The sequence below is a fragment of the Burkholderia sp. SCN-KJ genome (genome assembly GCF_024656005.1).
Taxonomy (GTDB): Bacteria; Pseudomonadota; Gammaproteobacteria; order Burkholderiales; family Burkholderiaceae; genus Burkholderia.
Genome location: NZ_JANKOG010000014.1, coordinates 150,009 through 174,533 on the forward strand (window position 1 = coordinate 150,009; position 24,525 = coordinate 174,533).

22 protein-coding genes are annotated in these 24,525 nt (G+C 67.9%); 12 read left to right on the top strand and 10 right to left on the bottom strand.

Annotated elements, in window-relative coordinates; genetic code table 11:
• Positions 1-300: 300 nt before the first annotated feature.
• The 6 genes from NQV17_RS22980 to NQV17_RS23005 form a co-directional block, all read right to left on the bottom strand.
• On the bottom strand, positions 301-1,707 hold the full coding sequence (locus NQV17_RS22980) for an amino acid permease (RefSeq protein ID WP_257774000.1): 1,407 nt from the start codon (positions 1,705-1,707) through the stop codon (positions 301-303).
• Positions 1,708-1,921: 214 nt separating this feature from the next.
• Complete coding sequence (gene rqpR, locus NQV17_RS22985) at positions 1,922-2,578, bottom strand: response regulator transcription factor RqpR (protein ID WP_257774001.1); 657 nt, start codon at positions 2,576-2,578, stop codon at positions 1,922-1,924.
• A gap of 7 nt (positions 2,579-2,585) precedes the next feature.
• Entirely contained in the window at positions 2,586-3,401 is an 816-nt protein-coding gene (gene rqpS / locus NQV17_RS22990; protein WP_257774002.1) for a quorum system sensor histidine kinase RqpS, read from the bottom strand.
• 416 nt (positions 3,402-3,817) lie between these two features.
• Positions 3,818-4,588, bottom strand: coding sequence for a ferredoxin--NADP reductase (locus NQV17_RS22995; protein ID WP_257774003.1), 771 nt, complete (start codon positions 4,586-4,588; stop codon positions 3,818-3,820).
• A 358-nt stretch (positions 4,589-4,946) separates the two neighbouring features.
• On the bottom strand, positions 4,947-5,762 hold the full coding sequence (locus NQV17_RS23000; RefSeq protein ID WP_044848848.1) for an endonuclease/exonuclease/phosphatase family protein: 816 nt from the start codon (positions 5,760-5,762) through the stop codon (positions 4,947-4,949).
• Positions 5,763-5,767: 5 nt separating this feature from the next.
• On the bottom strand, positions 5,768-6,256 hold the full coding sequence (locus NQV17_RS23005; protein ID WP_257774004.1) for a hypothetical protein: 489 nt from the start codon (positions 6,254-6,256) through the stop codon (positions 5,768-5,770).
• 448 nt (positions 6,257-6,704) lie between these two features.
• Here NQV17_RS23005 and NQV17_RS23010 point away from each other — a divergent pair, with 448 nt between their 5' ends.
• The 10 genes from NQV17_RS23010 to NQV17_RS23055 all read left to right on the top strand — a co-directional run bounded on the left by NQV17_RS23010 (position 6,705) and on the right by NQV17_RS23055 (position 18,062).
• A complete protein-coding gene (locus NQV17_RS23010) occupies positions 6,705-7,685 on the top strand; it encodes an AAA family ATPase (protein WP_044848851.1) in 981 nt (326 codons plus the stop codon).
• 154 nt (positions 7,686-7,839) lie between these two features.
• Positions 7,840-8,949: an NAD(P)/FAD-dependent oxidoreductase gene (locus NQV17_RS23015; RefSeq protein ID WP_257774005.1), complete on the top strand. Its 1,110-nt coding sequence runs from the start codon at positions 7,840-7,842 to the stop codon at positions 8,947-8,949.
• Between the two features lie 161 nt (positions 8,950-9,110).
• Positions 9,111-9,422, top strand: a complete 312-nt coding sequence (locus NQV17_RS23020) for a high-potential iron-sulfur protein (protein WP_257774006.1) — start codon at positions 9,111-9,113, stop codon at positions 9,420-9,422.
• Positions 9,423-9,610: 188 nt separating this feature from the next.
• Entirely contained in the window at positions 9,611-10,918 is a 1,308-nt protein-coding gene (locus tag NQV17_RS23025; protein ID WP_257774007.1) for an MFS transporter, read from the top strand.
• A gap of 313 nt (positions 10,919-11,231) precedes the next feature.
• On the top strand, positions 11,232-12,860 hold the full coding sequence (locus NQV17_RS23030) for an ABC transporter substrate-binding protein (RefSeq protein WP_044848854.1): 1,629 nt from the start codon (positions 11,232-11,234) through the stop codon (positions 12,858-12,860).
• A 117-nt stretch (positions 12,861-12,977) separates the two neighbouring features.
• Positions 12,978-13,988, top strand: a complete 1,011-nt coding sequence (locus NQV17_RS23035; protein WP_257774008.1) for an ABC transporter permease subunit — start codon at positions 12,978-12,980, stop codon at positions 13,986-13,988.
• A 4-nt stretch (positions 13,989-13,992) separates the two neighbouring features.
• Positions 13,993-14,910 carry an ABC transporter permease subunit gene (locus NQV17_RS23040; RefSeq protein ID WP_226117612.1) on the top strand — a complete coding sequence of 306 codons (918 nt, stop codon included), beginning with the start codon at positions 13,993-13,995 and terminating at the stop codon, positions 14,908-14,910.
• A gap of 2 nt (positions 14,911-14,912) precedes the next feature.
• Complete coding sequence (locus NQV17_RS23045; RefSeq protein ID WP_044848857.1) at positions 14,913-15,911, top strand: ABC transporter ATP-binding protein; 999 nt, start codon at positions 14,913-14,915, stop codon at positions 15,909-15,911.
• Positions 15,908-16,924 carry a peptide ABC transporter ATP-binding protein gene (locus NQV17_RS23050; protein ID WP_257774009.1) on the top strand — a complete coding sequence of 339 codons (1,017 nt, stop codon included), beginning with the start codon at positions 15,908-15,910 and terminating at the stop codon, positions 16,922-16,924. Before NQV17_RS23045 ends, NQV17_RS23050 begins: the two co-directional genes overlap by 4 nt.
• Entirely contained in the window at positions 16,917-18,062 is a 1,146-nt protein-coding gene (locus NQV17_RS23055; protein WP_257774010.1) for a TraB/GumN family protein, read from the top strand. The genes NQV17_RS23050 and NQV17_RS23055 overlap by 8 nt, the downstream gene beginning before the upstream one ends.
• Positions 18,063-18,632: 570 nt before the next feature.
• Here NQV17_RS23055 and pxpA read toward each other — a convergent pair.
• Genes pxpA through pxpB form a run of 3 tightly spaced genes read right to left on the bottom strand, consistent with a single transcriptional unit; the run spans position 18,633 to position 21,172 of the window.
• Entirely contained in the window at positions 18,633-19,397 is a 765-nt protein-coding gene (gene pxpA / locus NQV17_RS23060) for a 5-oxoprolinase subunit PxpA (protein ID WP_257774011.1), read from the bottom strand.
• A 54-nt stretch (positions 19,398-19,451) separates the two neighbouring features.
• Entirely contained in the window at positions 19,452-20,519 is a 1,068-nt protein-coding gene (locus NQV17_RS23065) for a biotin-dependent carboxyltransferase family protein (protein ID WP_124520540.1), read from the bottom strand.
• On the bottom strand, positions 20,516-21,172 hold the full coding sequence (pxpB, locus tag NQV17_RS23070) for a 5-oxoprolinase subunit PxpB (protein WP_044847862.1): 657 nt from the start codon (positions 21,170-21,172) through the stop codon (positions 20,516-20,518). Before pxpB ends, NQV17_RS23065 begins: the two co-directional genes overlap by 4 nt.
• Positions 21,173-21,320: 148 nt before the next feature.
• Here pxpB and NQV17_RS23075 point away from each other — a divergent pair, with 148 nt between their 5' ends.
• Positions 21,321-21,833: a winged helix DNA-binding protein gene (locus NQV17_RS23075; protein WP_044847863.1), complete on the top strand. Its 513-nt coding sequence runs from the start codon at positions 21,321-21,323 to the stop codon at positions 21,831-21,833.
• Positions 21,834-21,904: 71 nt separating this feature from the next.
• Here the strand turns inward: NQV17_RS23075 and NQV17_RS23080 are convergent, their stop codons facing one another.
• The gene (locus NQV17_RS23080) at positions 21,905-22,510 is read right to left on the bottom strand and encodes a 5-formyltetrahydrofolate cyclo-ligase (protein WP_044847864.1); all 606 of its coding nucleotides are present in this window, start codon (positions 22,508-22,510) and stop codon (positions 21,905-21,907) included.
• Between the two features lie 8 nt (positions 22,511-22,518).
• Here NQV17_RS23080 and NQV17_RS23085 point away from each other — a divergent pair, with 8 nt between their 5' ends.
• Positions 22,519-24,471, top strand: coding sequence for a lytic transglycosylase domain-containing protein (locus NQV17_RS23085; RefSeq protein ID WP_257774012.1), 1,953 nt, complete (start codon positions 22,519-22,521; stop codon positions 24,469-24,471).
• Positions 24,472-24,525: the final 54 nt, after the last annotated feature.

Consider the following 24,525-nt stretch of genomic DNA (forward strand, 5'->3'; position numbering starts at 1 on the left):
CGGCCGGCGCGCACGTGCTGGCAGCGTGCAGATCGTGCCGGCAAATCCGGACGATCGGGCAAGAAATCGCGACGATCGGGCAGCGATCGCGCGCGGGCGGGGCGAGGCGGCGCATGTCGCGCCGCCCGCGCGGGTGCGCCTATGGCGGGGACGATTCAGGCGTGGACGATTCAGGCGGGAGGGAGCGGGTCGCACGGGGCCGGTGACGGCCCGGCGTGGCGTCGTACCGCTACACGCTACACGCTATACGCAGCACGCAGCACGCAGCACGCTGCGTGCTGCGCGCGGCAGCGGCGGCAGTCAATGCGCGTCGGGATGACCGTGTGCGAGCTTCGAGTGGCGCCGCGAATACAGGAAGTAGATCACGAGGCCGATCACGAGCCAGATGCCGAACGCGGCCCACGTGACGGGCTGCAGGTTCAGCATCAGGAACAGGCACGCGCCGACCGCGAGGATCGGCACCACCGGCACGCCCGGGCAGCGGAACGCGCGCGGCAGCTCCGGGTGCGTGCGGCGCAGCACCAGCACCGCGATCGACACCATCGAGAACGCGGCGAGCGTGCCGATGTTGATCAGCTCGGCGAGCACGTTGAGCGGCACGAGCGCGGCGATCAGCCCGAAGAACAGGCCGACGAGCCAGGTCGTCAGGAACGGTGTCGCGTAGCGCGGATGCACGCGCGACAGCGTCGCCGGCAACAGCCCGTCGCGCGACATCGCGAAGATGATTCGCGTCTGGCCGTAGCTCATCACGAGGATCACGGTCAGCATGCCGAGCACCGCGCCGAGGTCGATGAAGCCCGCGACCCACGTCTCGCCGGCGATCTGCAGCGCATACGAGATCGGATGCGACACGTTCGCGTACTGCGCCGATGGCACGATGCCGGTCGCGACCGCCGCGACCGTCACGTACAGCACCGCGCACACCGCGAGCGACGCGATGATGCCGATCGGCAGGTCGCGCTTCGGGTTCTTCACTTCCTCGGCCGCGGACGACACCGCGTCGAAGCCGATGAACGCGAAGAACATCACGGCCGCAGCGCCGAACACGCCGTTCCAGCCGTGCGGCATGAACGGCTTCCAGTTCGCGGGCGTCACGTGGAAGATGCCGACCGCGATCACGAGCAGCACCACCGACACCTTGATGAACACCATGATGTTGTTGATGCGGGTCGACTCGCGGATGCCGATCGACAGCAGCGTCGTGATCACGAGCATCACGAGGAACGCCGGCAGGTTGAACCAGGTGACGACGCCCGGAATCGCGCCGGGTGCGGCCGTCAGCACGGTCGGCAGCGAGAGCCCGAAGCCCTGCAGCAGCGACTGCAGGTAGCCCGACCAGCCGACCGACACGGCCGACGCCGCGAGGCCGTATTCGAGCATCAGGTCCCAGCCGATGATCCAGGCGACGAGCTCGCCGAGCGTCGCGTACGAGTACGTGTAGATCGAGCCCGCGACCGGAATCGTCGACGCGAATTCGGCGTACGACAGCGCCGCGAGGCCGCATGCGATCGCGGCGATCACGAACGACAGCATCAGCGCGGGGCCGGCCTGCACGGCGCCCGTGCCGGTCAGCACGAAGATGCCGGTGCCGATGATCGCGCCGATGCCGAGGAAGGTGAGGTCGATTGCGCCGAGCGCTTTCTTGAGCCCGGCGCCGTGCGCGCCGGCGATCATGCGATCGACGTTTTTCTTGCGGAAGAGGGACATTGCGGATGTGTCTCCGGCGTGCGCGAGCGCGGCGGCGCCGAGTGAGTGAAAACCCGCAATTTTAGCCGATTTGGCGTGAAAGACCCGCTGCGGCGCAGCGGTGTGCTCCGGAATCGCCCGCCAAAACAAGCGCTTGCGCGCAGCATTCGGCGGCCGGCGCCGGCACGGCGCAGGCCGGCGCGGCGAATGGCGCGATTCCGGTGTATCCGGCGGATCAGGCGCCCGACGCGGGCGTCATCTCGACGAGCCGGTTGCTCATCACGTAGAACGTCAGTTCCGCGTTGTTCGACAGCCGCATCTTCTCGAGCAGCCGGGACCGGTACACGCTGACCGTCTTCACCGACAGCGACAGCGTGTTCGCGATGTCGGTGAGGCGCTTGCCCGACGCGAGCATGCAGAGCGTCTGGTATTCGCGGTCGGACAGCTTCTCGTGCGGCAGCGGTTCGTTCTCGAACGACACGTATTCGGCGAGCGCCTCGGCCATCGCCGGGCTCACGTACTTGCGGCCGGCCGCGACCTGCTGGATCGCGCCGATCATCTGCGCGGCGTTCACCGTCTTCGACAGGTAGCCGGACGCGCCGGCCTTCAGCGCGCGCACCGCGTACTGGTCCTCGCGGTACATCGAGAACATCAGCACCGGCGTGCCCGGCAGCTTGCGCTTGATGCGCTTGAGCACCTCGATGCCGTTCGCGTCCGGCAGCGAGATGTCGAGCAGGATCACGTCGAAGGCCTGGCGGTCGACGGCGGCCATCGCATCGCTGCCGGTCTCGGCTTCGGTCACGTCGCGCGCGACACCGCGGTCGATCAGCAGGTGGCGGATCCCTTGGCGGACGATCGCATGATCGTCCACGAGCAGGATGTTCAGGCTCATGACGACCTCACGAAAGCGACGCGCGGCGCGCGGCGGCCGGCACCGCGAACAGCGAGTCCCACGCGAAGCGCGCGGTGACGCGCGTGCCGCGGCCCGCTTCCGGCGCACGCGCGTCGAAGCTGCCGCCGAACGCTTCGCAGCGTGCGCGCATCCCGGCGAGGCCGTAGCCGGCGCGCCGGCTGCGGGTAAAACCGGCCCCGTCGTCGGTGACGATCAGGGACAGATGCGTGTCGTCCGTGTCGATCCGCACGTCGACGGACGCCGCGCGCGCATGCTTCGCGACGTTCGACAGCGCTTCCTGCGCGACCCGGAAGATCGCGAGCGCGCCGGCGCCGGCGAGTTGCGTGAGCCGCGCGTCGGCCGCGCAGACGAAGCTCGTACGCAGGCCGGTGCGGGCCGCGTGGCTGTCGGTCCACGTCGACAGTGCGCCGACGACGCCGCCGTCGAGTGCCGGCGTGTCGCGCTCGTCGATCAGCCGGCGGTTGGCGTCGGTCGCGGCGTCGAGCGACCGCTGCGCCAGCTCGAGCGCGCGCAGGCAGCCGTCCGGCGCATCGGCCGGCAGCCACGTTTGAACGTTTGCGAGCGCGAAACGCGCGGCGGTGAGTTCGGCACCGAGCCCGTCATGCAGCTCGCCGGCCAGATGGCGGCGGGCCGCTTCGTCGGCGGCCGTCAGCTGAAGGGACAGCGCCGCGATCCGGGCGGCGGACGTGTCGCGGTTGGGCAGGGCTTCGGCCACGGGGGCGGCCGCGTCGTCGCGAGGCACGCGCGGCTGCGACGGGAACGGGGCGTGGGCGCCCGGGGGCGCGTTGAGCGACGTATCCATGACTCTCCCTGCTGTCAGAAAGCGGTTCGGGCACCGGCTGGCTGCGTGGATCGGCGGCCGTTTCGGTCACGGTCGCCGTCAGAGAATCGCCCCTTGCCGAAGTAACATAAGTTACAACTTGTAACGTCTGAGTCCGACCCTTCAATGACCGTCCCGACGGTCACCACGCGGGCCGAATAATATCTCAAAAATTTTGAAAAGGTCATGTCGGACGGACGTTTAAGGGTAAATGTGAATAATCGGAATGAAGCGGGCTGTAGGAAAAACACCGACACGAAAGCACCGGGACCGCCCGTATCCAAATGTAACGATTTGACATGGAATGGTCCCAGTTTGTTACGAATTCGCCAAGTAGGGACGAAAAAAAACCGGAGCTTTCGCTCCGGTTCTTGATACGGCACAAATTCGGGGCTCGATCAGTCCACGAATGCGCGTTCGATCACGTAGTGACCCGGCGCGCTGTTCTTGCCTTCGACGAGGCCGGCCTGCTTCAGCAGGTCGGTCGTGTCCTTCAGCATCGCGGTGCTGCCGCACAGCATCACACGGTCGTTTTCCGGCGAGAACGCCGGCACGCCGAGGTCCGCGAACAGCTTGCCCGTCGCGATCAGGTCGGTGATCCGGCCCTCGTTGTCGAACGCTTCGCGCGTGACCGTCGGGTAGTAGACGAGCTTTTCCTTGATGATGTCGCCGAGATACTCGTGGCCCGGCAGGTCGTGCTTGATGTAGTCCATGTACGCCAGCTCGCCCTTCAGGCGGCAGGTATGCGTCAGGATGACCTTGTCGAAGCGTTCGTAGATGTCCGGGTCGCGGATGATCGACATGAACGGCGCGAGGCCCGTGCCGGTCGACAGCATCCACAGCGTCTTGCCGGGCAGCAGGTTGTCGGCGACGAGCGTGCCGGTCGGCTTCTTGCCGATCAGCACCGAGTCGCCCACCTTCAGGTGCTGCAGGCGCGACGTCAGCGGGCCGTTCTGGACCTTGATGCTGAAGAATTCGAGGTGCTCTTCGTAGTTCGGGCTGACGATCGAGTAGGCACGCGCGAGCGGCTTGCCGTCGACCTCGAGGCCGACCATCGTGAATTCGCCGTTGTTGAAGCGCAGGCTCGGCTCACGGGTGCAGGTGAAGCTGAAAAGCGTGTCGGTCCAGTGATGGACGGATTGGACGGTGGCGGTGTCGTATTTGCTCATGGCTTTGAAAACGGACGCGCGTAGCGGACGCGTGTAACGGGCCCAAAAACGGGCAAAAAACCGAGTGCGTCGGCCCGATCGCGGATCGGCCGGCCGGCGCGTCGGACACGCGCCTTCTCGATGACAGACGTTTGAGGAACTCGTTATTTTACCCTGCTTGGGGCAGATGCGGGCTTGACCCGCGCGGCTGCGCGGATTTGGCGCAACGGAATCTTGCAAACTGCTTTCAGCGGTCGGCAGCGAGCTTCGCGCCGCGAACACGCGGGTCCGGAACGCACACGCTTTCGAGCGGGTCAGGCAGGTGAGCCGGCCGCCGCGATACGCGCGCAGGTCGTCGCGGGCATGCGGTGCTGCCGCGTCACTGCGAATCGAGGCGCAGCCGCGCGATATACGGCAGGTGGTCCGACAGCCACGCGGTTTCGCCGGACGGCGCCTGCCATTCGAGCGGTGTCAGCCCGCGCACGAACATCTTGTCGAGCGCGAGCGCCGGGGAGAACGCGGGGAACGTGCGGCCCGACTCGCCGAGCAGCGTCGCGACCTCGGACAGCCCGATCTCGCCGAACAGCGCGACCGAATCGTTGCGCCAGTCGTTGAAGTCGCCGGCGAGCACGAGCGGGTCGTCGCCCGCGTTGCGCACGATCCAGTGCGCGATCCAGTGCATCTGGCGCAGCCGCGCCGCACGCGTGAGCGCGAGGTGCGCGCACAGCAGCGTGACGGGCCGCGCGCCGGCGAGCGTCGCGCGCGCGACCAGCAGCCCGCGCCGCTCGAAGCGGTGCGCGGAGATGTCCCAGCGGCCGCCGAGGTCGAGCGGATGCGGCGACAGGATCGCGTTGCCGTGCCGCCACGACGGCTTGAACACGTTCGGTCCGAGCGCGATCTGCCAGTCGAGCGCCTGCGCGATCTCGGTGGCCTGGCAGTGCCACACGTCGTCGACCGCGTCGTCCATCGGCGCGCCGAAGCCGGGGGCGAGCATCGGGCGCGGCATGCGGCGCGCCATCGCTTCCTGCAGGAAATACACGTCGGCGTGCGTCGACTGCATCCAGTTGCGCATCGCGTTCCATGCGGTGAAGCCGAGCGGCGAGCGGCCCTTGTGCAGGTTCCAGCTGACCGCGGTGATTTCGTCGGGCGCGGCGTGCGGTTCGGCGAACGGCAGGGACAGGGCGTCGGCGGACATGGCGCTCAGTCCTTCGCGACGTGCGCGCGCACGCGGTAGACGAGATGCGGGCGCTGCTCGACGAGCGTCCAGTCGGTCCATGCGTCGCCGCCGACCGACAGCCCCGGATGGCTCGCGACGATTTGCCGCGGCGACGCGGGCACGCACGGATCGTTGCGCGTCGCGTTTTCGTCGTCGAGGGTTTCCTGCACGTCGAGCGCGAGCGACACGGTGCGGGCGGCGTCGTCGACGGTGAGCGGCGCGACCGTCACCGAGCGCGAGCGCTCGGTCGGCACGACGCGCGCGGCGTTGCCGCAGCCGACGGGCACGGCGGACGGATAGCGATGGGTGTCGGTGCGGGTCTGACCGACGGTGGTGCGTTGCTGGAACGTGTCGATCGTCTGACCGTCGCGCACCACCTGGATCTCCCATGCGACGGCTGCCGGTGCGGCGCTCTGCGCATGGGCCGCGAGCGCGGCGCTCGCGAGCAGGACGGCCAGGCCGTGTTTCAGCATGAAACTTCTCCGGAAACGCGGGGTAGCGGGGAACGGACGCACATCTTACGCCCGATCGATCCGGACGGTGGTGTGACAGGACGCGTCGCCGCGGGTTCGCAGCACGATTTGGTCCTGATCGAAAGGTAGGTGCGCGTCACGCGTTTTCAAGCGAAAAAGCGCGCGAACTCGGCGACGCTCGCGCGCTCGGTGACGAGGCGGTTCTCGATGGTATGCGACATCGGCAACCCTTCGAGACGAAGCGCGCGGCGCCGCGCGGGCGCCGTGGCGAGGCCGGCGCGACGGCCGGTGAACCATCGATCATACGCCGCGCGGCGCGACGCCGCAGCGCGCGCACGGTGTTAGCAGCAGACCGCGGTGGCTGCTTGCTTGCACGCCGATGCGGGATCGCTACACTGAAATCGTAAGGGTCTGATGATCGTGTGACGGCAGCGGTGGCGAGGTTGGTATGACGACGGCGATGGTGAAACAGGAACTGGCGGTGGCATCCTTCAGCACGGTGTACGACCTCGAGCAGGTCGAGACCGCGTTGAACGAGCTGAACGAGAGCGCGAGCGACGCACTGCGCGCCACCTACGAGCGGATGCTCAAGACCGGCAATCTGCGCTTTTGCGTGAAGCCGAACCGGATGCCGTCGTTCGACGAACTCGGCGACGCGCTGCCCAATTTCACCGAGCCCCTCGACGACGTGCGCAAGCAGGTCGCGCTGTGCCTCGAGACCGACGACCGGCTCGAACTGATGCCGATCCTGCTGCTCGGGCCACCCGGCATCGGCAAGACGCATTTCGCGAAGGCGCTCGCGCAGCTGCTCGGCACCGCGTACCACTACGTGCCGATGAGTTCGCTGACGGCCGGCTGGATCCTGTCGGGCGCGTCGTCGCAATGGAAGAACGCGAAGCCCGGCAAGGTGTTCGAAGCGCTCGTCAACGGCAGCTACGCGAACCCGGTGATCGCGGTCGACGAGATCGACAAGGCGGGCAGCGACGCGCAATACGATCCGCTCGGCGCGCTGTACGCGTTGCTCGAGCACGACACCGCGCGCGCGTTCGTCGACGAATTCGCCGAGGTGCCGATCGATGCGGGCAACGTGATCTGGGTCGCGACCGCGAACGATGCGCAGGCGATCCCGGAGCCGCTGCTGAACCGGATGAACGTGTACGAGATCGCGCCGCCGGACGCGGCCGGCGCGCGCCGGATCGCGCAGACGATCTACGACGAGATCCGCACGTCGCACGCGTGGGGGCGGCGCTTCCCCGACACGCTCGACGACGACGCGCTCGACGTGCTGGCCGCGACGCCGCCGCGCACGATGCGCCGTGCGCTGCTGCATGCGTTCGGCGCCGCGCGGCTCGACGGCCGGGACGTGATCGCACCGTCCGACATCCGCGCCGACGAGGGCGCGGCGAAGCGCCGGCCGATCGGGTTCTGAGCCGGCGGCGCGCGCCTCGCCGCGGCCTGCGCGCGTCGCGCCGCGCAGGCCGCGGCGCAAGCATGCGGGCCGACAGACAGGCGTTCGGCAGGCGGGCGAACCGGGACGTACAATTCTCTTCTCTCCCCTCGACGCGTGAGCGACGCGAAACGCCATGGAGCAGACGGATTGTGTGGTGATCGGCGCGGGTGTCGTCGGTCTTGCGATTGCGCGGGAACTGGCCGCGCGCGGACGCGAAACGATCGTGCTCGAGGCGGCCGACGCAATCGGCACGGGCACGAGCTCGCGCAACAGCGAGGTGATTCACGCGGGGCTCTACTACGCGCGCGGCTCGCTGAAGGCGATGTCGTGCGTGCACGGGCGCGACCTGCTGTACGAGTTCTGCGAAACGCGTCACGTGCCGCACCGGCGCGTGGGCAAACTGCTCGTCGCGACGAGCGCCGCGCAGGTGAAGCAGTTGAAGGCGATCGCCGCGCGCGCGGCGGAAAACGGCGTGCTCGACCTGATGCCGCTCACGCGTACCGAGGCACAGACGCTCGAGCCCGCGCTCGATTGCGTGGAGGCGCTGTTTTCGCCGAGCACCGGCATCGTCGACAGCCACCAGCTGATGCTCGCGCTGCTCGGCGACGCGGAGCGCGACGGCGCGGTGTGCGCGCTGAAATCCCCGGTCGAATCGATCGACGTGTTGCGTGGCGGCCGCTTCGTCGTGCGCACCGGCGGCGACGCGCCGACCGAAATCGAGGCCGCGTGCGTGATCAACAGCGCGGGCCTCGGCGCGCAGGCGCTCGCGCGCCGCACGCGCGGCCTCGATCCGCGCTGGGTGCCGCCGCTCTATCTCGCGCGCGGCAACTACTTCAGCCTGTCCGGGCGCGCGCCGTTCTCGCATCTCGTCTATCCGATGCCCGACCGCGCGGGGCTCGGCGTGCACCTGACGCTCGATCTCGCCGGTCAGGCGCGCTTCGGCCCGGACGTCGAGTGGGTCGATGCGCTGCGCTACGAAGTCGATCCGGCGCGCGCGCAGGCGTTCTACGCGTCGATCCGCACGTACTGGCCCGACCTGCCGGACGACGCGCTGCAGCCGGCCTACGCGGGGATCCGGCCGAAGCTCGCGGGGCCCGGCGAGCCGCCGGCCGACTTCATCGTGCAAGGCGCGGCGCAGCACGGCGTGCGCGGCCTCGTGAATCTGTTCGGCATCGAGTCGCCGGGGCTGACCGCGTCGCTCGCGCTCGCGCAGCGCGTCGCCGACATGACGTCGCGTGGCTGACGCACACGGCCCGCATCCGTGCGGGCCGGCCGTGCGAAACCCCGTGTGAAATCCCTTATCTCCGGCATTTCGGCGCGCACATTCATGCGCTTGAGCGTTATTCTGTTGAACGGCCGTCGCCAGAACGGCTTTCAAACCGATAACGTTGGAGCGAGTCCCCCATGAAAACATCCCGTCGGAGTTTCCTGATCACGAGCATCGGCGCCGTGTCCGCGCTGGCGCTGTCGCGCGAAGCGCTGGCCGATGCGCCGATGCTGTCGGAAACGGATCCGGCCGCCGTGGCGCTCGGCTACAAGGCCGATGCCACCAAGGTCGACAAGACGAAGTATCCGAAATACGCAGCGGGCCAGGATTGCGCGGCCTGCATGCTGTACCAGGGCAAGAAGGGCTCGGCGTCGGGCCCGTGCGCGGCATTCCCGGGCAAGCAGGTATCGGCGAAGGGCTGGTGCAGCGCATTCTCGAAGATGGGTTGATGCCCGCGGCGGCATCGTGCGCTGCCGCAATGTGGCGAAAACCCCAAAACGCCCGCCGTCGGACGATGGCGGGCGTTTTTTATGCTTGAAAACGGTTCCGTCGCTTTCTACACTCGCTGCAAACCAACGCGCCGCGGCCCCTCCGAGCGCCGCGCCCGATACGGCGAATTCACGAGAACGAGGCTCGCATGGCGACGATTGCGAATTCAACGAAAACGATCCGGCCCGAGCGCGCGCTGAACCGCCGCGCGGTGGTCGCCGCCGTGATCGGCAACGCGCTCGAGTGGTACGACTTCACGGTGTTCGGCTTCATGACCGTCGTGATCGCCGAGCTGTTCTTCCCGACGACCAGCGAATACTCGTCGCTGCTCCTGACCACCGCGACCTTCGGCGTCGCGTTCTTCATGCGCCCGATCGGCGGCATCGTGTTCGGGCTGTACGCCGACCGCGCGGGCCGCAAGGCCGCGCTGTCGCTCGTGATCCTGCTGATGACGGCCGGCATCTTCCTGCTCGCGATCGCGCCGCCCTATGCGGCGATCGGCATCGGCGGCCCGCTCCTGATCGTGCTCGGGCGCCTGTTGCAGGGCTTCTCGGCGGGCGGCGAATTCGGCAGCGCAACGGCGCTGCTGATCGAAGCCGCGCCGTTCTCGAAACGCGGCTTCTACGGCAGCTGGCAGATGGCGAGCCAGGCGGGCGCGCTGCTGATCGGCGCGCTCGTCGGCGCGGCCGTCACGCGCGGGCTGTCGCACGACGCGCTGCGCAGCTGGGGCTGGCGCGTGCCGTTCATCCTCGGGCTCGTGATCGGCCCGATCGGTTTCTACATCCGCCGTCATCTCGCCGATTCCGAAGCGTTCCTGCATGCGCAGCAAAGCGCACGCCGCGCAACGCTCGGCGAAGTGTTCACGCGCCATCCGCGCGAGGTGCTGTGCGGGCTCGGCTCGGTGATCGCGCTGACGGTGACGGTCTACGTGCTGATCAGCTATCTGCCGACCTTCGCGGTGAAGCAGCTGAAGCTGCCGTATGCGCAATCGTTCTATGCGGTGATCATCGGCAACTTGCTGCTGATGGTGCTGTCGCCGGTCGCGGGCGCATGGTCGGACCGCATCGGCCGCAAGGGGCTGTCGCTGTGGTCGCTCGGGCTGACGCTCGTGCTGATGTATCCGCTGTTCGCGTGGCTCGACGCGGCGCCGAGCATCGCGCGGCTGATCGCGGTGCAGGCCGTGCTGTCGGTGACGCTCGCCGGCTACTACGGACCGTTCGGCGCGATGATCGCCGAGCTGTTCCCGGCCAACGTGCGCTCGACCGGGCTGTCGATCGCGTACAACGTCGCGGTGATGCTGTTCGGCGGTTTCGGGCAGTTCATCGTCACGTGGCTGATCAAGGTGACGGGCACGCCGCTCGCGCCGACCTATTACGTGATGGCGGGAATCGCACTGTCGATCGTCGCGGTCGCGTTCGTGCCCGCGCGCAGCGCGGATCTCGATGCGCCGGCCTGACGTTGCATTGCATCGCATGCATCGTTTCGGAAGCCGCAACGATGTGCGGCCTGGCCCCGAGCACGGTGCGACAACCCTCTGCGTTCGCGCCCGAATTGTTTAGTTGTCGAACGAAACATGCGCGGGATGAACGAAATGGCCGCTCGCGCGCGCAGAGGCACTTTTCACGTGCGCAAGACATCGGCAAAAACCCGCGTTGATGCGCGTCTAGAAGAGTTTTTTCTCCAGCTTGTTGCAAAATCGTTAGCTCAAGTAATATCCGCGTACCCGGCCCCCAGGGGGACCGGTTCCGATCTGGAGACCTGGAGGAAACATGGAATACAACCGTCTGTTGCACACCCTGCGTGTTACCGCCATCGCAGGCGTGGCAGCGGCATCGCTCGGCGTCGCGGGTTCTGCATTCGCACAGATCCCGAACAAAACACTCGTCTACTGCTCAGAAGGCAGCCCGGCGGGTTTCGATTCCGCGCAATTCACGACCGGCGTCGATTTCACCGCCGCCACGTTCACCGTCTACAACCGCCTCGTCGAATTCGAGCGCGGCGGCACCAAGGTCGAACCCGGCCTCGCCGAGAAATGGGACGTCTCGTCCGACGGCAAGGTGTACACGTTCCACCTGCGTCATGGCGTGAAGTTCCACACGACCGACTTCTTCAAGCCGACGCGTGAATTCAACGCGGACGACGTCGTGTTCTCGTTCGAGCGCATGCTCGATCCGAACAATGCGTTCCGCAAGGCCTACCCGGTGTCGTTCCCGTACTTCACCGACATGGGCCTCGACAAGCTGATCACGAAGATCGAGAAGGTCGATCCGTACACCGTGAAGTTCACGCTGTCCGAGCCGAACGCGCCGTTCATCCAGAACATGGCGATGGAATTCGCGTCGATCCTGTCGGCCGAATACGGCGACCAGCTGATGAAGGCCGGCAAGGCCGCCGACATCAACCAGAAGCCGGTCGGCACGGGCCCGTTCATCTTCCGCAGCTATACGAAGGACGCGACGATCCGTTTCGATGGCAATCCTGATTACTGGAAGAAGGGCGCGGTGAAGCTGTCGAAGCTGATCTTCTCGATCACGCCCGACCCGGGCGTGCGCGTGCAGAAGATCAAGCGCAACGAATGCCAGGTGATGAGCTATCCGCGTCCGGCCGACATCGCGGCGCTGAAGGCCGACTCGGGCATCGACATGCCGTCGCAGCCGGGCTTCAACCTCGGCTACCTCGCGTACAACGTCGAGCACAAGCCGGTCGACAAGCTCGAAGTGCGTCAGGCGCTCGACATGGCGATCAACAAGAAGGCGATTCTCGAATCCGTCTATCAGGGTGCCGGCCAGGCCGCCAGCGCGCCGATGCCGCCGACCCAATGGTCGTACGACAAGAACCTGAAGATGGCCCCGAACGACACCGAGAAGGCGAAGGCGCTGCTCGCGAAGGCTGGCTATCCGAACGGTTTCGACATCACGCTGTGGGCGATGCCGGTGCAGCGCGCATACAACCCGAACGCCCGCCTGATGGCCGAGATGATCCAGGCCGACTGGGCGAAGATCGGCGTGAAGGCGAAGATCGTCACGTACGAGTGGGGCGAGTACATCAAGCGCGCGCACACGGGCGAGCAGGACACGATGCTGATCGGCTGGACGGGCGACAACGGCGACCCCGACAACTGGCTCGGCACGCTGCTCGGCTGCGAGGCGATCAAGGGCAACAACTTCTCGCACTGGTGCTACAAGCCGTTCGACGACCTGATCCAGAAGGGTCGCACGACGACGGGCCAGGACGCACGCACGAAGATCTACACGCAGGCCCAGCAGATCTTCGCGCAGCAGCTGCCGTTCTCGCCGATCGCGAACTCGACGGTCTACCAGCCGGTACGCAAGAACGTGGTCGACATGCGCATCGAGCCGCTCGGCTATGCGCGTTTCGACGGTGTCAGCGTGAAGTAACCGGCCTGGCGTAAGCTGTCGTCTTGAGAAGACCGGCTTGAAATCATCCGGCGACGAGGGGCCAAAAGCCCCTCGTCGCCGGTCGTACATTTCCCACAAGAAAATACGAGACGCATCATGTTCACATTCGTGTTGCGCCGCGTGGGCATGGTGATCCCGACCTTCATCGGCATCACCATCCTGGCGTTTGCGCTGATTCACCTGATACCGGGCGACCCCATCGAAGTGATGATGGGCGAGCGTGGCGTCGATCCCGCGATGCATGCGGAGGCCATGAAACGGCTCGGGCTCGACCAGCCGCTGCCGCTGCAGTACATCCACTACATCGGCCGGGCGCTGCATGGCGACCTCGGCACGTCGATCATCACCAACACCAGCGTCGCGGGCGAATTCTTCGCGCGCTTCCCGGCGACCGTCGAACTGTCGCTGTGCGCGCTCGTGTTCGCGCTCGCGGTCGGGCTGCCGGCCGGCGTGATCGCCGCGCTGCGGCGCGGCTCGGTCGTCGATCATGGCGTGATGGGCACCGCGCTCACCGGCTACTCGATGCCGATCTTCTGGTGGGGGCTGATCCTCATCATGGTGTTTTCGTCGTACCTCGGCTGGACGCCCGTGTCGGGCCGCATCGCGGTCGAATACGATTTCCCGCATCCGACCGGTTTCATGCTGATCGACGCGCTGCTCGCACCCGACGAAGGCGCGTTCAAGTCGGCGGTCAGCCACCTGATCCTGCCGGCGATCGTGCTCGGCACGATCCCGCTCGCGGTGATCGCGCGGATGACGCGCTCGTCGATGCTCGAAGTGCTGCGCGAGGACTACATCCGCACGGCGCGCGCGAAGGGGCTGTCGCCCGCGCGCGTGGTCGTCGTGCATGCGCTGCGCAATGCGCTGATCCCGGTCGTCACCGTGATCGGCCTGCAGATCGGCACGCTGCTGGCCGGCGCCGTGCTGACCGAGACGCTCTTTTCGTGGCCCGGTGTCGGCAAGTGGCTGATCGATGCGATCGGCCGCCGCGACTATCCGGTCGTCCAGGGCGGCATCCTGCTGATCGCGACGCTCGTGATCGTCGTGAACCTGGTCGTCGACCTGCTGTACGGCGTGCTGAATCCGCGCATCCGCCACACGAGGTAATTCCATGAGCAATCTGCAAAACACCCTGCCGAGCGAATCCGCGCCGGCCGGCGGACGTGCGCTCGCGCTGCGCGAGTTCTGGGCCAATTTCTCGCGCAACCGCGGCGCCGTCGGCGCCGGCATCGTCGTGCTGGTGCTGATCCTGGTCGCGCTGTTCGCGCCGCTGATCGCGCCGCACAGCCCGGTCGAGCAATACCGCGACTACGTGAAGATCCCGCCCGCATGGCTCGCGGGCGGCAACTGGCAGTTCATCCTCGGCACCGACGAAGCGGGCCGCGACATCCTTTCGCGCCTGATGTTCGGCGCGCGCATGTCGTTCTGGATCGGCTTCGTGTCGGTCGTGCTCGCGCTGATCCCCGGCATCGTGCTCGGGCTGGTCGCCGCGTTCTTCCAGAAATGGGCCGACACGCCGGTGATGCGCATCATGGACGTGCTGCTCGCGCTGCCGTCGCTGCTGCTCGCGGTCGCGGTCGTCGCGATCATCGGCCCGGGCCTCACCAACACGATGTTCGCGATCGCGATCGTCGCGCTGCCGGCCTACGTGCGCCTCACGCGCGCATCCGCGCTCGGCGAACTGCAGAAGGAGTACGTGACGGCGTCGCGCGTGGCCGGTGCCGGCACGCTGCGCCTGATGTTCTCGCAGGTGCTGCCGAACTGCACGGCGCCGCTGATCGTGCAGGCGACGCTCGGCTTCTCGTCGGCCATCCTCGACGCGGCCGCGCTCGGCTTCCTCGGCCTCGGCGTGCAGCCGCCGACCGCCGAGTGGGGCGCGATGCTCGCGTCCGCGCGCGACTACATCGACAACGCATGGTGGATCGTGACGATGCCCGGCCTGTCGATCCTGATTTCGGTGCTCGCGATCAACCTGCTCGGCGACGGGCTGCGCGACGCGCTCGATCCCAAACTGAAGCGGATGGCGTGACCATGAGCCAAGATCTACTGACTATCCGCAATCTCGCGGTGAACTTCAACGGCCTGCCCGCTGTCGACCGGATCAACCTGTCGATCGCGCCGGGCGAGGTGGTGGGCGTCGTCGGCGAATCGGGCTCGGGCAAGAGCGTGACGATGATGGCGCTGATGGGCCTGATCGACGCGCCGGGCAAGGTGACGGCCGACGAGGTCACGTTCAACGGCGTGGACCTGCTGAAGGCGTCGCCGAAGGCGCGCCGCAAGATCGTCGGCAAGGACATCGCGATGGTGTTCCAGGACGCGCTGACGAGCCTGAACCCGAGCTACACGGTCGGCTACCAGATCAAGGAGGTGCTGAAGCTGCACGAAGGCCTGCGCGGCGACGCGCTGCACCGGCGCGCGCTCGAACTGCTCGACCAGGTCGGCATTCCCGATGCGAAGAACCGCATCACGGCGTTCCCGCACCAGATGTCGGGCGGCATGAACCAGCGCGTGATGATCGCGATGGCGGTCGCGTGCAACCCGAAGCTGCTGATCGCCGACGAGCCGACCACCGCGCTCGACGTGACGATCCAGGCGCAGATCATGGACCTGCTTGTGAAGCTGCAGAAGGAGCGCGGGATGGCGCTCGTGCTGATCTCGCACGACCTGGCCGTGGTGTCGGAGGTCGCGCAGCGCGTCGCGGTGATGTATGCGGGCGAGGTCATCGAGACCAATCGCGTGCCGGACATCTTCCGTGCGCCGCATCATCCGTATACCGAAGCGCTGCTCGCGGCGATTCCCGAGCACAATCAGGGGGCGCGTCGCCTTGCCGCATTGCCGGGCATGGTGCCGGGCCGCGATGATCGCCCGTCCGGGTGCCTGTTCGCGCCGCGCTGCAAGTACGTCGTCGACGATTGCCGCAAGGCGCGTCCGGCGCTCGATACGCTGGTGCCGGCCAACGATGCGATGCGCGCGCGCTGCATCAAGCCGCTCAATGTTTCCAACCTCGACCTGACGGGAGGCGCACGATGAATGCAGTCCACGAAACGCCTCGCGTGCCGCACGACGAGGAAGCGGTGCTGGTCGCCGACCGGCTCGCGAAGCATTACACGGTCAAGCGCGGGATGTTCGGGCAGGGCACGGTGAAGGCGCTGAACGGCGTGTCGTTTTCGCTCAAGCGCGGCAAGACGCTTGCCGTCGTCGGCGAGTCGGGCTGCGGGAAATCGACGCTCGCGCGCCAGCTCACGATGATCGAGACGCCCACCTCGGGCCACCTGACGATCGACGGCAAGGACGTGGCCGGCGCGAGCCGCGAGACGGTCGCCGACCTGCGACGCCGCGTGCAGATGGTGTTCCAGAACCCGTTCGCATCGCTGAACCCGCGCAAGACGGTCGAGCAGACGCTGTCCGAGCCGCTCGAGATCAACGCGAACCTGACGGCCGCCGAACGCGCGGCGCGCGTCGCGCAGATCATGCGCACGGTCGGCCTGCGGCCCGAGCACGCGAAGCGTTATCCGCACATGTTCTCGGGCGGCCAGCGCCAGCGGGTCGCGATCGCGCGCGCGATGATCCTCGATCCGCGGATCGTGGTCGCCGACGAACCGGTGTCCGCGCTCGACGTGTCGATCCAGGCGCAGATCCTGAACCTGTTCATGGACCTGCAGGAGCAGTTCAAGACGAGCTACGTGTTCATCTCGCACAACCTGTCGGTGGTCGAGCACGTCGCCGACGACGTGATGGTGATGTACTTCGGCAGCGTCGCGGAGCTCGGCGACAAGGCGACGATCTACGCGCATCCGCGCCATCCGTACACGCGCGCGCTGATGTCGGCGACGCCGGCGATCTTCGAGGAAGACCGCCGCGTGCAGATCAAGCTGCAGGGCGAGCTGCCGTCGCCGCTCAATCCGCCGTCGGGCTGCGCGTTTCACCAGCGCTGCCCGTACGCGGTCGAGCGCTGCCGCGTCGAGGAACCGCAGCTGCGCGACGTCGACGGACGCCGCGTGGCCTGCCATCGCGCCGAGGAGGTAGGGGAGGTGAATGCCTGATGGTTTGGCGGCGCGCGCGCCTGGCGTGCGCCGTTCGGGGGGCGGCCGCGCGCGCGTGATGCGCGCGTGCCGCAATGCACGGCGCTGGAGCGTGCGCACGGTCACGGGCGCGGCGCTGGCCGGCGCGTGCGTGGCGGCCAGCGTGCTGGTCCCGGCCGACGCCGCGCGTGCCGAAGGGCGCGCGCCGGCGAGTTCGCCGATCCATCCGTCGCAGGTTCCGCCGCCGGGCATGAACCTGCCGGGCTTCCACGTGCCGTCCGTGTCGAACGGCACGGTCGCGCGCGGCACGGTGCGCGTGCAGCCCGCGCGCATGCCGTTCTATGTCGCCACCCGGGGCAGGGTCACGCTGTACGTGCTCGGCACGCTGCACACGGGCGACCCGTCCGACTATCCGCCCGCGCAGCCGTTCCGGCCGCGCATCCTCTCGGCGCTCGCCGCGTCGCCGACGCTCGCGCTCGAGCTGTCGCCGGACGATCTCCTCGAATCGCAGGACGACGTGTCGAAGTACGGCGTATGCCGCTACCCGTGCCTGCAGCGCCTGCTGCCCGAGCCGCAGTGGCAGCGCCTCGCGGCGCGCCTGCGCGGCAACCCGGCAGCGCTCGCGGAGATCCGCCGGATGCGGCCGTGGCTCGCGGCGCTGGTCGTCGAGACCTACGACTCGCTGGCGGCCGGCCTGCAGACCGAGTACGGCACCGAGGCGCAGCTGCAGAACGTGTTCCTGAAGAAGAAGGGCGGCCGCGTGATCGGGCTCGAGACGCTCGCCGAGCAGATGCGCGCGTTCACCGGGCTGACGCTCGCCGAGCAGCGCGAGATGCTCGCGCAGGACATGGTGCAGACCCCGGCGCAGAACGCCGACGACATCAAGGCGCTGCACCGGCTGTGGCGAATTGGCGACGCCGACGCGATCTCGGCGTGGGCGGTCGCGAAGAGCGAGCGGCTGGCCCGTTCGAAGGCGCTGTCGGCGTCGATCGACAACAAGATCCTGTACGAGCGCAACCGGCGCTTCGTTGCGCGGATGACGGCAATCGCCGCGCCGAACCGGCCGGTATTCGTCGCCATCGGCGCGCTGCATCTGGGCGGCCCGCGCGGCGTGCTCGAATTGTTGCGCCAGCAAGGGTATCAGGTCGACGCGAACTGATCGCGCCGCGCACCGCGCGCCGATCCTCCCCTGTTTGATCGACGAGATGCACGCGCTGCGAGGCGCCCGCGCGGCCGCGCGACTCGATAAGGAAAACCCTCGAATCTTCAGGAAATAGCGTTTAAAACGATTGACATCCGGTTCTGCCAATCTCTATTCTTCATCCCACAAGTTGAAAAAATGAAAAGAATAGATAAGTTCTACGGGGTAGCAGAAAACAAAGCGCGGGGTTAGCGTAGCCGGCACGTATGTAACGTGCCGGCCGCGGAGTGTCTGCATGCACGGCGGGGCCAAACATCGTCGGCACAACAAATGCATGCGACAGACTTGCGGCATAAGCAACGTTCCGTCGTCCGACCGGGGGAAGCAGCAAGCGGGCGGCGGCGGACGTTTTTTGATCCGGAGCATGTTTCCGGTCACCGTCGACAGACGGTTTCGGGGGGCGAATCGACAGACGGCGAAGTCCGCGGCGATTGCGCCAACAGAAAAGCGCCACGAGGGCGCTTTTTTCTTTTGTGGCGGCGGTTTTTGGCCTGCGGCGGCTGAGCGCTTCGACGACGCGTCACGCCATCATGCGTCTTCGCCGGCCTGCAGCGCGCCGGGCGCGACGACATCGACACCTGCCGCTTCGAGCGCCGCGCGGATCCGCTGCGCGAACGCGAGCGCATGCGGGCCGTCGCCGTGCAGGCAGACCGTTTGCGCGTTGAGCGGCACCCACTCGCCGCTCACCGCCCGGACCTTCCGCTCGCGCACCATGTCGAGCGTGCGCGCGAGCACCGCTTCTTCATCGTCGATCAGCGCGCCGGGCTGGTTGCGCGGCACGAGCGAGCCGTCCGCGCGGTAGCCGCGGTCGGCGAACACTTCCTCCACCGCGGCGAGCCCCGCGTGGCGCGCGGCCGCGACGAACACGCTGTTCGCGAGCCCGAACACGGCCAGCGACGGATCGAAGTCGTGGATCGCGGACACCACCGCGTCGGCGATCAGCGGGTCGCGCGCGGCCTGGTTGTACAGCGCGCCGTGCGGCTTCACGTGCGCGATGCGGCCGCCCTCGGCCTGCGCGATCGCCGACAGCGCGCCGAGCTGGTACAGCACGCCAGCATAGATGTCGCCGGCCGGCAGCTGCATTTCCTTGCGGCCGAAATTCTCCGGGTCGTGAAAGCTCGGGTGCGCGCCGATCGACACGCCTTTCTGCACGGCCCAGCGCACGCAGTCGCGCATCGCGTTGGCGCCGCCTGCATGCCAGCCGCACGCGATGTTCGCCGACGTGACGAGGTCGAGCAGCGCCTCGTCCGATCCGCATCCTTCACCGAGATCGGCATTCAGATCGATTTCCATGATGTTCCTCGTCCACGGGTGCGTGGCGCGTCCTTCGTCCTGCTTCCGTCATTGTCACGCTGCGCGCGATTGCGCGCGGCGGCGCGTTTCCTCGCGCATCTCGATCGCGACGTCGATCTGGCGCAGATAGGCACGTTCCGCGACCAGGGCGGCGCGCGCGGCGTCGGGTGTCGTGCGCACGAAGCGGATCGGCAGGTTGAGCCGCGCCTGTGCGAGTTTCCAGAGATCCGCGCGGATCACCGTGCCGATCTTCGGATAGCCGCCGGTGGTCTGCGCATCGTGCATCAGCACGATCGGCTGGCCGTTCGGCGGCACCTGGATCGTGCCGGGCAGCACCGCGTGCGACAGCAGCTCGACCGGCCGCTCGCGCACCAGTTCGGCGCCGGCGAGACGATAGCCCATCCGGTTGCTGTTCGCGGTGACGAGCCATTCCTCGTCCCAGAACGCCTGCTGCGAATCGGCCGCGAACGACGCGTAGTCGGGGCCCGGCAGCACGCGCACGGGCATCGCCCACGGCGCATGCGCGGGCCGGTGGCGGCGCGGCGGTTCGTCGACGCGCACGAACGCGCACCACGCGGGCGCCTTCACGCCGAATTCGGGCGCATCGGCCGCGAGGCAGCCGGCGCCGGCCGGCGGCACACCGACCGGCAGCCGGTCGCCGTCGCGCAGCGCGCGGCCGCCGAGGCCGCCGAAGCGCGACGCGAGATCGGTGCTGCGCGAGCCGAGCATCGGCAGCACGTCGATGCCGCCCGCGATGCACAGGTAGCCGCGCATGCCGCGTTTCGCGGCCGGCAGCACGAGCGTCTGCCCGGCGTCGACCGGCAGGCTCCACCAGGAATACACGGGCCGGCCGTCGAGCGTCGCGCCGAATTCGGTGCCGGTGATCGCGATGCGCGTCGCGCGCGTGAAGCGGAACGCGGCCGGGCCGATCGTGATTTCGACGGCCGCTGCGTCGGGGCGGTTGCCGACCAGCCGGTTGCCGACCTCGAGCGCGAGGCCGTCGAGCGCGCCGCCCTGCGCGACGCCGAGATGGCGCGTGCCGCGGCGGCCGAGATCCTGCACGGTCGACAGCGGGCCGGCGCGGACGACCTCGATCGTGCCCGGTGCGGTGTTCTGGCTCATGTCGCGTCGACTCCGGCAATGGTGAAGCGCACGCGGTCGCCGGGCAGCAGCAGCGTCGGCTGCGGCCGCGCCGGGTCGAACAGCACGTGCGACGTGCGGCCGATCAGCTGCCAGCCGCCGGGCGACGTGGCCGGATAGATGCCCGTCTGCGCGCCGCCGATGCCGACCGAGCCGGCCGGCACCTCGAGGCGCGGGGCCGCGCGGCGCGGCGTGTGCAGCGACGCATCGAGGCCGCCGAGATACGCGAAGCCCGGCTGGAAGCCGACGAAGAACACGACGTAGGCGCCGGCCGCGTGGCGTGCGACGACTTCGTCGGCCGACAGCCCGGTGTGCGCGGCGACGGCCGCGAGGTCGGGACCGGCGGCGCCGCCGTATTCGACCGGGATGTCGATTTCCCGGCCGTCCGCGTGCTCGACGTCGGCGGTTTCCCACGCGTCGCGCAGCGCCGGCGTGAGCGAGTCGGCCGTCGTGGCGAGCGCGTCGAACACGATCGTCAGGTTGTTCATGCCCGGCACGACGTCGATCACGTCGGGCCACGCGCGTGCGACCTCGGCGACGGCCCAGACGCGGCGCTGGCAATCGAGCGTGGCGGGCGGCGGCACCTCGCAGACGAGGGCGGCATCGCCGAGCGGATAAATGCGGGGTTGCGTCATCGGACTGGCACGGTTCGGACGGCAATGTTAGCGCACATTGTCAATAAAATATCGACAACTTCCCAATAAGCGTTTTCGCCTAGCCCGTATGTCCGGGCTTCTGGCGTACACTCGGCACACCCTGTCATCCGGCTTGCCCCGCCTTTCCATGAAGCGTCCTGCGACCAAGATCGTGTCATCCGAACACCTCGTTTCCGATTCGAGCGCGGAGCTGTCGGAACTCGAATACGGGCTCATCATGGCCGGCAACGCGTTCAACCGGTGGATGGTGCGCTGCATGTCGGCGGCTGGCGCGAAGGACATGACGGCGGTCGAGGTGTCGCTGCTGCATCACGTGAGCCACCGCGAACGCAAGAAGAAGCTCGCCGACATCTGCTTCGTGCTCAATATCGAGGATACGCACGTCGCGACCTATGCGCTGAAAAAACTGATCGCGCGCGGCTATGTGAAGAGCGAGAAGAGCGGCAAGGAGGTGTTCTTCTTCGCGACCGACGCGGGCCGCGAGCTGTGCCTGAAGTACCGGGAGGTGCGCGAGCACTGCCTGATCGAGACGCTGAAGGACAGCGGCCTTACCAACGAGCAGATCGGCGACGCGGCGCAGTTGCTGCGCCACGCATCGGGCCTCTACGACACGGCCGCGCGCGCGGCGGCGTCGCTGTAAACGATTGCGGACGGGAGGGTGAGCGCGGTGACGCGCGGCATGCCGCTCACGCAGCAGCGCGCGCCGCGTCATCAGGCGGCCGGGTACAGCGCGCCGTCGGTCACGATCCAGCGCATCGCGAGATCGTGCGCCTCGGCCGGCAGCGCATCGACGCGGCACGCTTCATACGCGATGCCGACCGTCACCGGCAGCGTGTCGCCGGGCCACACCGCGAGCGTGCGGTCGTAGTAGCCGCCGCCATAGCCGAGCCGGTAGCGCTGCAGATCGAATCCCACGCACGGAATCAGCAGCAGGTCGGGCACGACGACGACGCCCGACGCCGGCTCCGGAATCCGGTGATGGCCTTCGCGCATCGGCGTATCCGCATCCCACGCATGGAACGCGAGCGGCGTGTGACGCTCGCCGATCACCGGCAGCGCGGCGCGGCGGCCCGTGCCGGCCGCGGCCCACGCGAGCACCGCGTCGCGTGCGTCGAATTCGCCCGGCAGCGGCCAGTAGAAGCCGACCGTCGCGGGCGCGAGGCGCTCGAGCAACAGACGCAGCCGCGCGTCGAGCGCGGCATTCGCGGCGGGCTGCGACGCGGCGTCGCGACGCGCGCCGGACAGCGTTTTGCGCAGCGCAACCTTCGGGTTCGGCACAGGGTTGCATGCTATGCTTTCGCTCACTTCGTGCTCCATTCATAACGATGTCGAACAGCCTTTTCCGAGTATATCGCGCGGTCGCGCTCACGCTTTCGGCCGCCGCGCTCGTCGCGGGCACGGCCGCGTGCGCCGCACCGGGTGACGACACGCTCGCCGGGGACGACCAGATCTTCGCGCAGCTGCGCGAAGCCGCGCGCCGCAACGACGCCGCGAAGGCCGCGCAGCTCGCGGCGATGATCCCGAACTATCCGGTCCCGTCCTACGTCGAGTATTTCCAGATCAAGCCGCAGCTGTTCGATTCGACCGGCCGCGCACGCGTCGACGCACCGGACGCACCGGTGCAGTCGTTCCTGCAGCGCTACGACGGCCAGGCGATCGCCGATCGCCTGCGCAACGACTACCTGCTCGTGCTCGGCGCGCGTCACGACTGGCGCAACTTCGACGACCAGTACAAGCGCTTCGTGCTCGACGACGACACGCAGGTCAAGTGCTACGCGCTCGAATCGCGCGCGGCGCGCGGCGAGAGCGTCGCAGAGGCGGCGCGTGCGCTGCTCGTCGAGCCGAAATACTACGGCGACGCCTGTGTCGACCTGATTACGGCGCTCACCGTCAATCAGCAGTTCACGAGCGACGACGTGTGGCAGCAGGCGCGCCTCGCGTACGAGCAGAACTACACGACGCTCGGCGGCAAGATCGTCGACGCGCTCGGCGCGCGCCCGGTCGGTTTCGACCAGGCGACCAGCGCGCCGCCGCTGTATCTCGCGCGCGGCGTCGGCCCCGACGCGGCATCGCACCAGCTCGCGCTGATCGCGCTCGGCCGCATGGCGCGCAACGATCCGGACGCGGCGGCCGGGATGCTGACGTCGATCGCCGGCTCGCTGACGAAGCAGGAGCAGGCGATCGCGTGGGGCGCGATCGGCTACCAGGGCGCGATCAAGCGCTCGGCGCTCGCGTCGGTCTGGTATGCGAAATCCGCGAACGCGCCGCTGTCGAACCCGGGCTACGAATGGCGCACGCGCGCCGCGCTGCTCGCCGGCAACTGGCCGATGGTGCGCTGGTCGATCGAACAGATGCCGCCGTCGCTGCGCGACGATCCGGCATGGATCTACTGGCATGCGCGCGCGCTCAAGCAGAGCGGCGACACGCTGCAGGCGAACCAGGAATTCGAGCAGGTCGCGGGCCAGTACAACTTCTACGGGCAGCTCGCCGGCGAAGAGCTCGGCCAGCGCACGTCGATCCCGCCGCGCACGAAGGTGAGCGATGGCGACGTCGACGCGATGAGCAAGATCCCGGGCTTCGCGCTCGCGCAGCGCTTCTACGGGCTGAACCTGCGTCTCGAAGGCAACCGCGAATGGAACTGGCCGCTGCGCGGGATGACCGATCGCCAGCTGCTCGCGGCCGCAGAATACGGCAAGCGCATCGACCTGCTCGACCGCACCGTCAACACGGCCGACCGCACGAAGGCCGAGCACGACTTCACGCTGCGCTACCCGTCGCCGTACCGTGACATCGTCGAGCGCTACGCGCAGTCGTCGGGCCTCGACATCGAATGGGCATACGGGCTGATCCGCCAGGAGTCGCGCTTCATCACGAACGCGCGTTCGTCGGTCGGCGCGGGCGGCCTGATGCAGCTGATGCCGGCTACCGCGCAGCTCGTCGCGAAGAAGCTCGGGATGGGCACGATCACGCGTGCGCAGATGCACGACATCAATACCAACATCCAGCTCGGCACCTGGTATCTGGCGGACATCTACAACAACTTCGACAGCTCGCCGGTGCTGGCAACCGCCGGCTACAACGCGGGCCCGGGCCGGCCGCGCCAGTGGCGCCAGGTGTTGACGCAGCCGGTCGAAGGCGCGATCTTCGCGGAGACGATTCCGTTCAACGAGACGCGCGACTACGTGAAGAACGTGCTGTCGAACACCGTCTACTACGCGGCGCTCTTCGAGGGCAAACCGCAGTCGTTGAAGAAACGCCTAGGCATGATCTCGCCCTGATCCGCAATCTTCATACTGCCGCGCGAGACGCGGCAGTGTTCTTTTGAGGAGCCG

Coding starts and splice junctions, on each gene's coding strand:
- NQV17_RS22980 (WP_257774000.1), bottom strand. CDS start 1,707: ATGTCCCTCTTCCGCAAGAAAAACGTCGATCGCATGATCGCCGGCGCG.
- rqpR (WP_257774001.1), bottom strand. CDS start 2,578: ATGAGCCTGAACATCCTGCTCGTGGACGATCATGCGATCGTCCGCCAA.
- rqpS (WP_257774002.1), bottom strand. CDS start 3,401: ATGGATACGTCGCTCAACGCGCCCCCGGGCGCCCACGCCCCGTTCCCG.
- NQV17_RS22995 (WP_257774003.1), bottom strand. CDS start 4,588: ATGAGCAAATACGACACCGCCACCGTCCAATCCGTCCATCACTGGACC.
- NQV17_RS23000 (WP_044848848.1), bottom strand. CDS start 5,762: ATGTCCGCCGACGCCCTGTCCCTGCCGTTCGCCGAACCGCACGCCGCG.
- NQV17_RS23005 (WP_257774004.1), bottom strand. CDS start 6,256: ATGCTGAAACACGGCCTGGCCGTCCTGCTCGCGAGCGCCGCGCTCGCG.
- NQV17_RS23010 (WP_044848851.1), top strand. CDS start 6,705: ATGACGACGGCGATGGTGAAACAGGAACTGGCGGTGGCATCCTTCAGC.
- NQV17_RS23015 (WP_257774005.1), top strand. CDS start 7,840: ATGGAGCAGACGGATTGTGTGGTGATCGGCGCGGGTGTCGTCGGTCTT.
- NQV17_RS23020 (WP_257774006.1), top strand. CDS start 9,111: ATGAAAACATCCCGTCGGAGTTTCCTGATCACGAGCATCGGCGCCGTG.
- NQV17_RS23025 (WP_257774007.1), top strand. CDS start 9,611: ATGGCGACGATTGCGAATTCAACGAAAACGATCCGGCCCGAGCGCGCG.
- NQV17_RS23030 (WP_044848854.1), top strand. CDS start 11,232: ATGGAATACAACCGTCTGTTGCACACCCTGCGTGTTACCGCCATCGCA.
- NQV17_RS23035 (WP_257774008.1), top strand. CDS start 12,978: ATGTTCACATTCGTGTTGCGCCGCGTGGGCATGGTGATCCCGACCTTC.
- NQV17_RS23040 (WP_226117612.1), top strand. CDS start 13,993: ATGAGCAATCTGCAAAACACCCTGCCGAGCGAATCCGCGCCGGCCGGC.
- NQV17_RS23045 (WP_044848857.1), top strand. CDS start 14,913: ATGAGCCAAGATCTACTGACTATCCGCAATCTCGCGGTGAACTTCAAC.
- NQV17_RS23050 (WP_257774009.1), top strand. CDS start 15,908: ATGAATGCAGTCCACGAAACGCCTCGCGTGCCGCACGACGAGGAAGCG.
- NQV17_RS23055 (WP_257774010.1), top strand. CDS start 16,917: ATGCCTGATGGTTTGGCGGCGCGCGCGCCTGGCGTGCGCCGTTCGGGG.
- pxpA (WP_257774011.1), bottom strand. CDS start 19,397: ATGGAAATCGATCTGAATGCCGATCTCGGTGAAGGATGCGGATCGGAC.
- NQV17_RS23065 (WP_124520540.1), bottom strand. CDS start 20,519: ATGAGCCAGAACACCGCACCGGGCACGATCGAGGTCGTCCGCGCCGGC.
- pxpB (WP_044847862.1), bottom strand. CDS start 21,172: ATGACGCAACCCCGCATTTATCCGCTCGGCGATGCCGCCCTCGTCTGC.
- NQV17_RS23075 (WP_044847863.1), top strand. CDS start 21,321: ATGAAGCGTCCTGCGACCAAGATCGTGTCATCCGAACACCTCGTTTCC.
- NQV17_RS23080 (WP_044847864.1), bottom strand. CDS start 22,510: ATGGAGCACGAAGTGAGCGAAAGCATAGCATGCAACCCTGTGCCGAAC.
- NQV17_RS23085 (WP_257774012.1), top strand. CDS start 22,519: ATGTCGAACAGCCTTTTCCGAGTATATCGCGCGGTCGCGCTCACGCTT.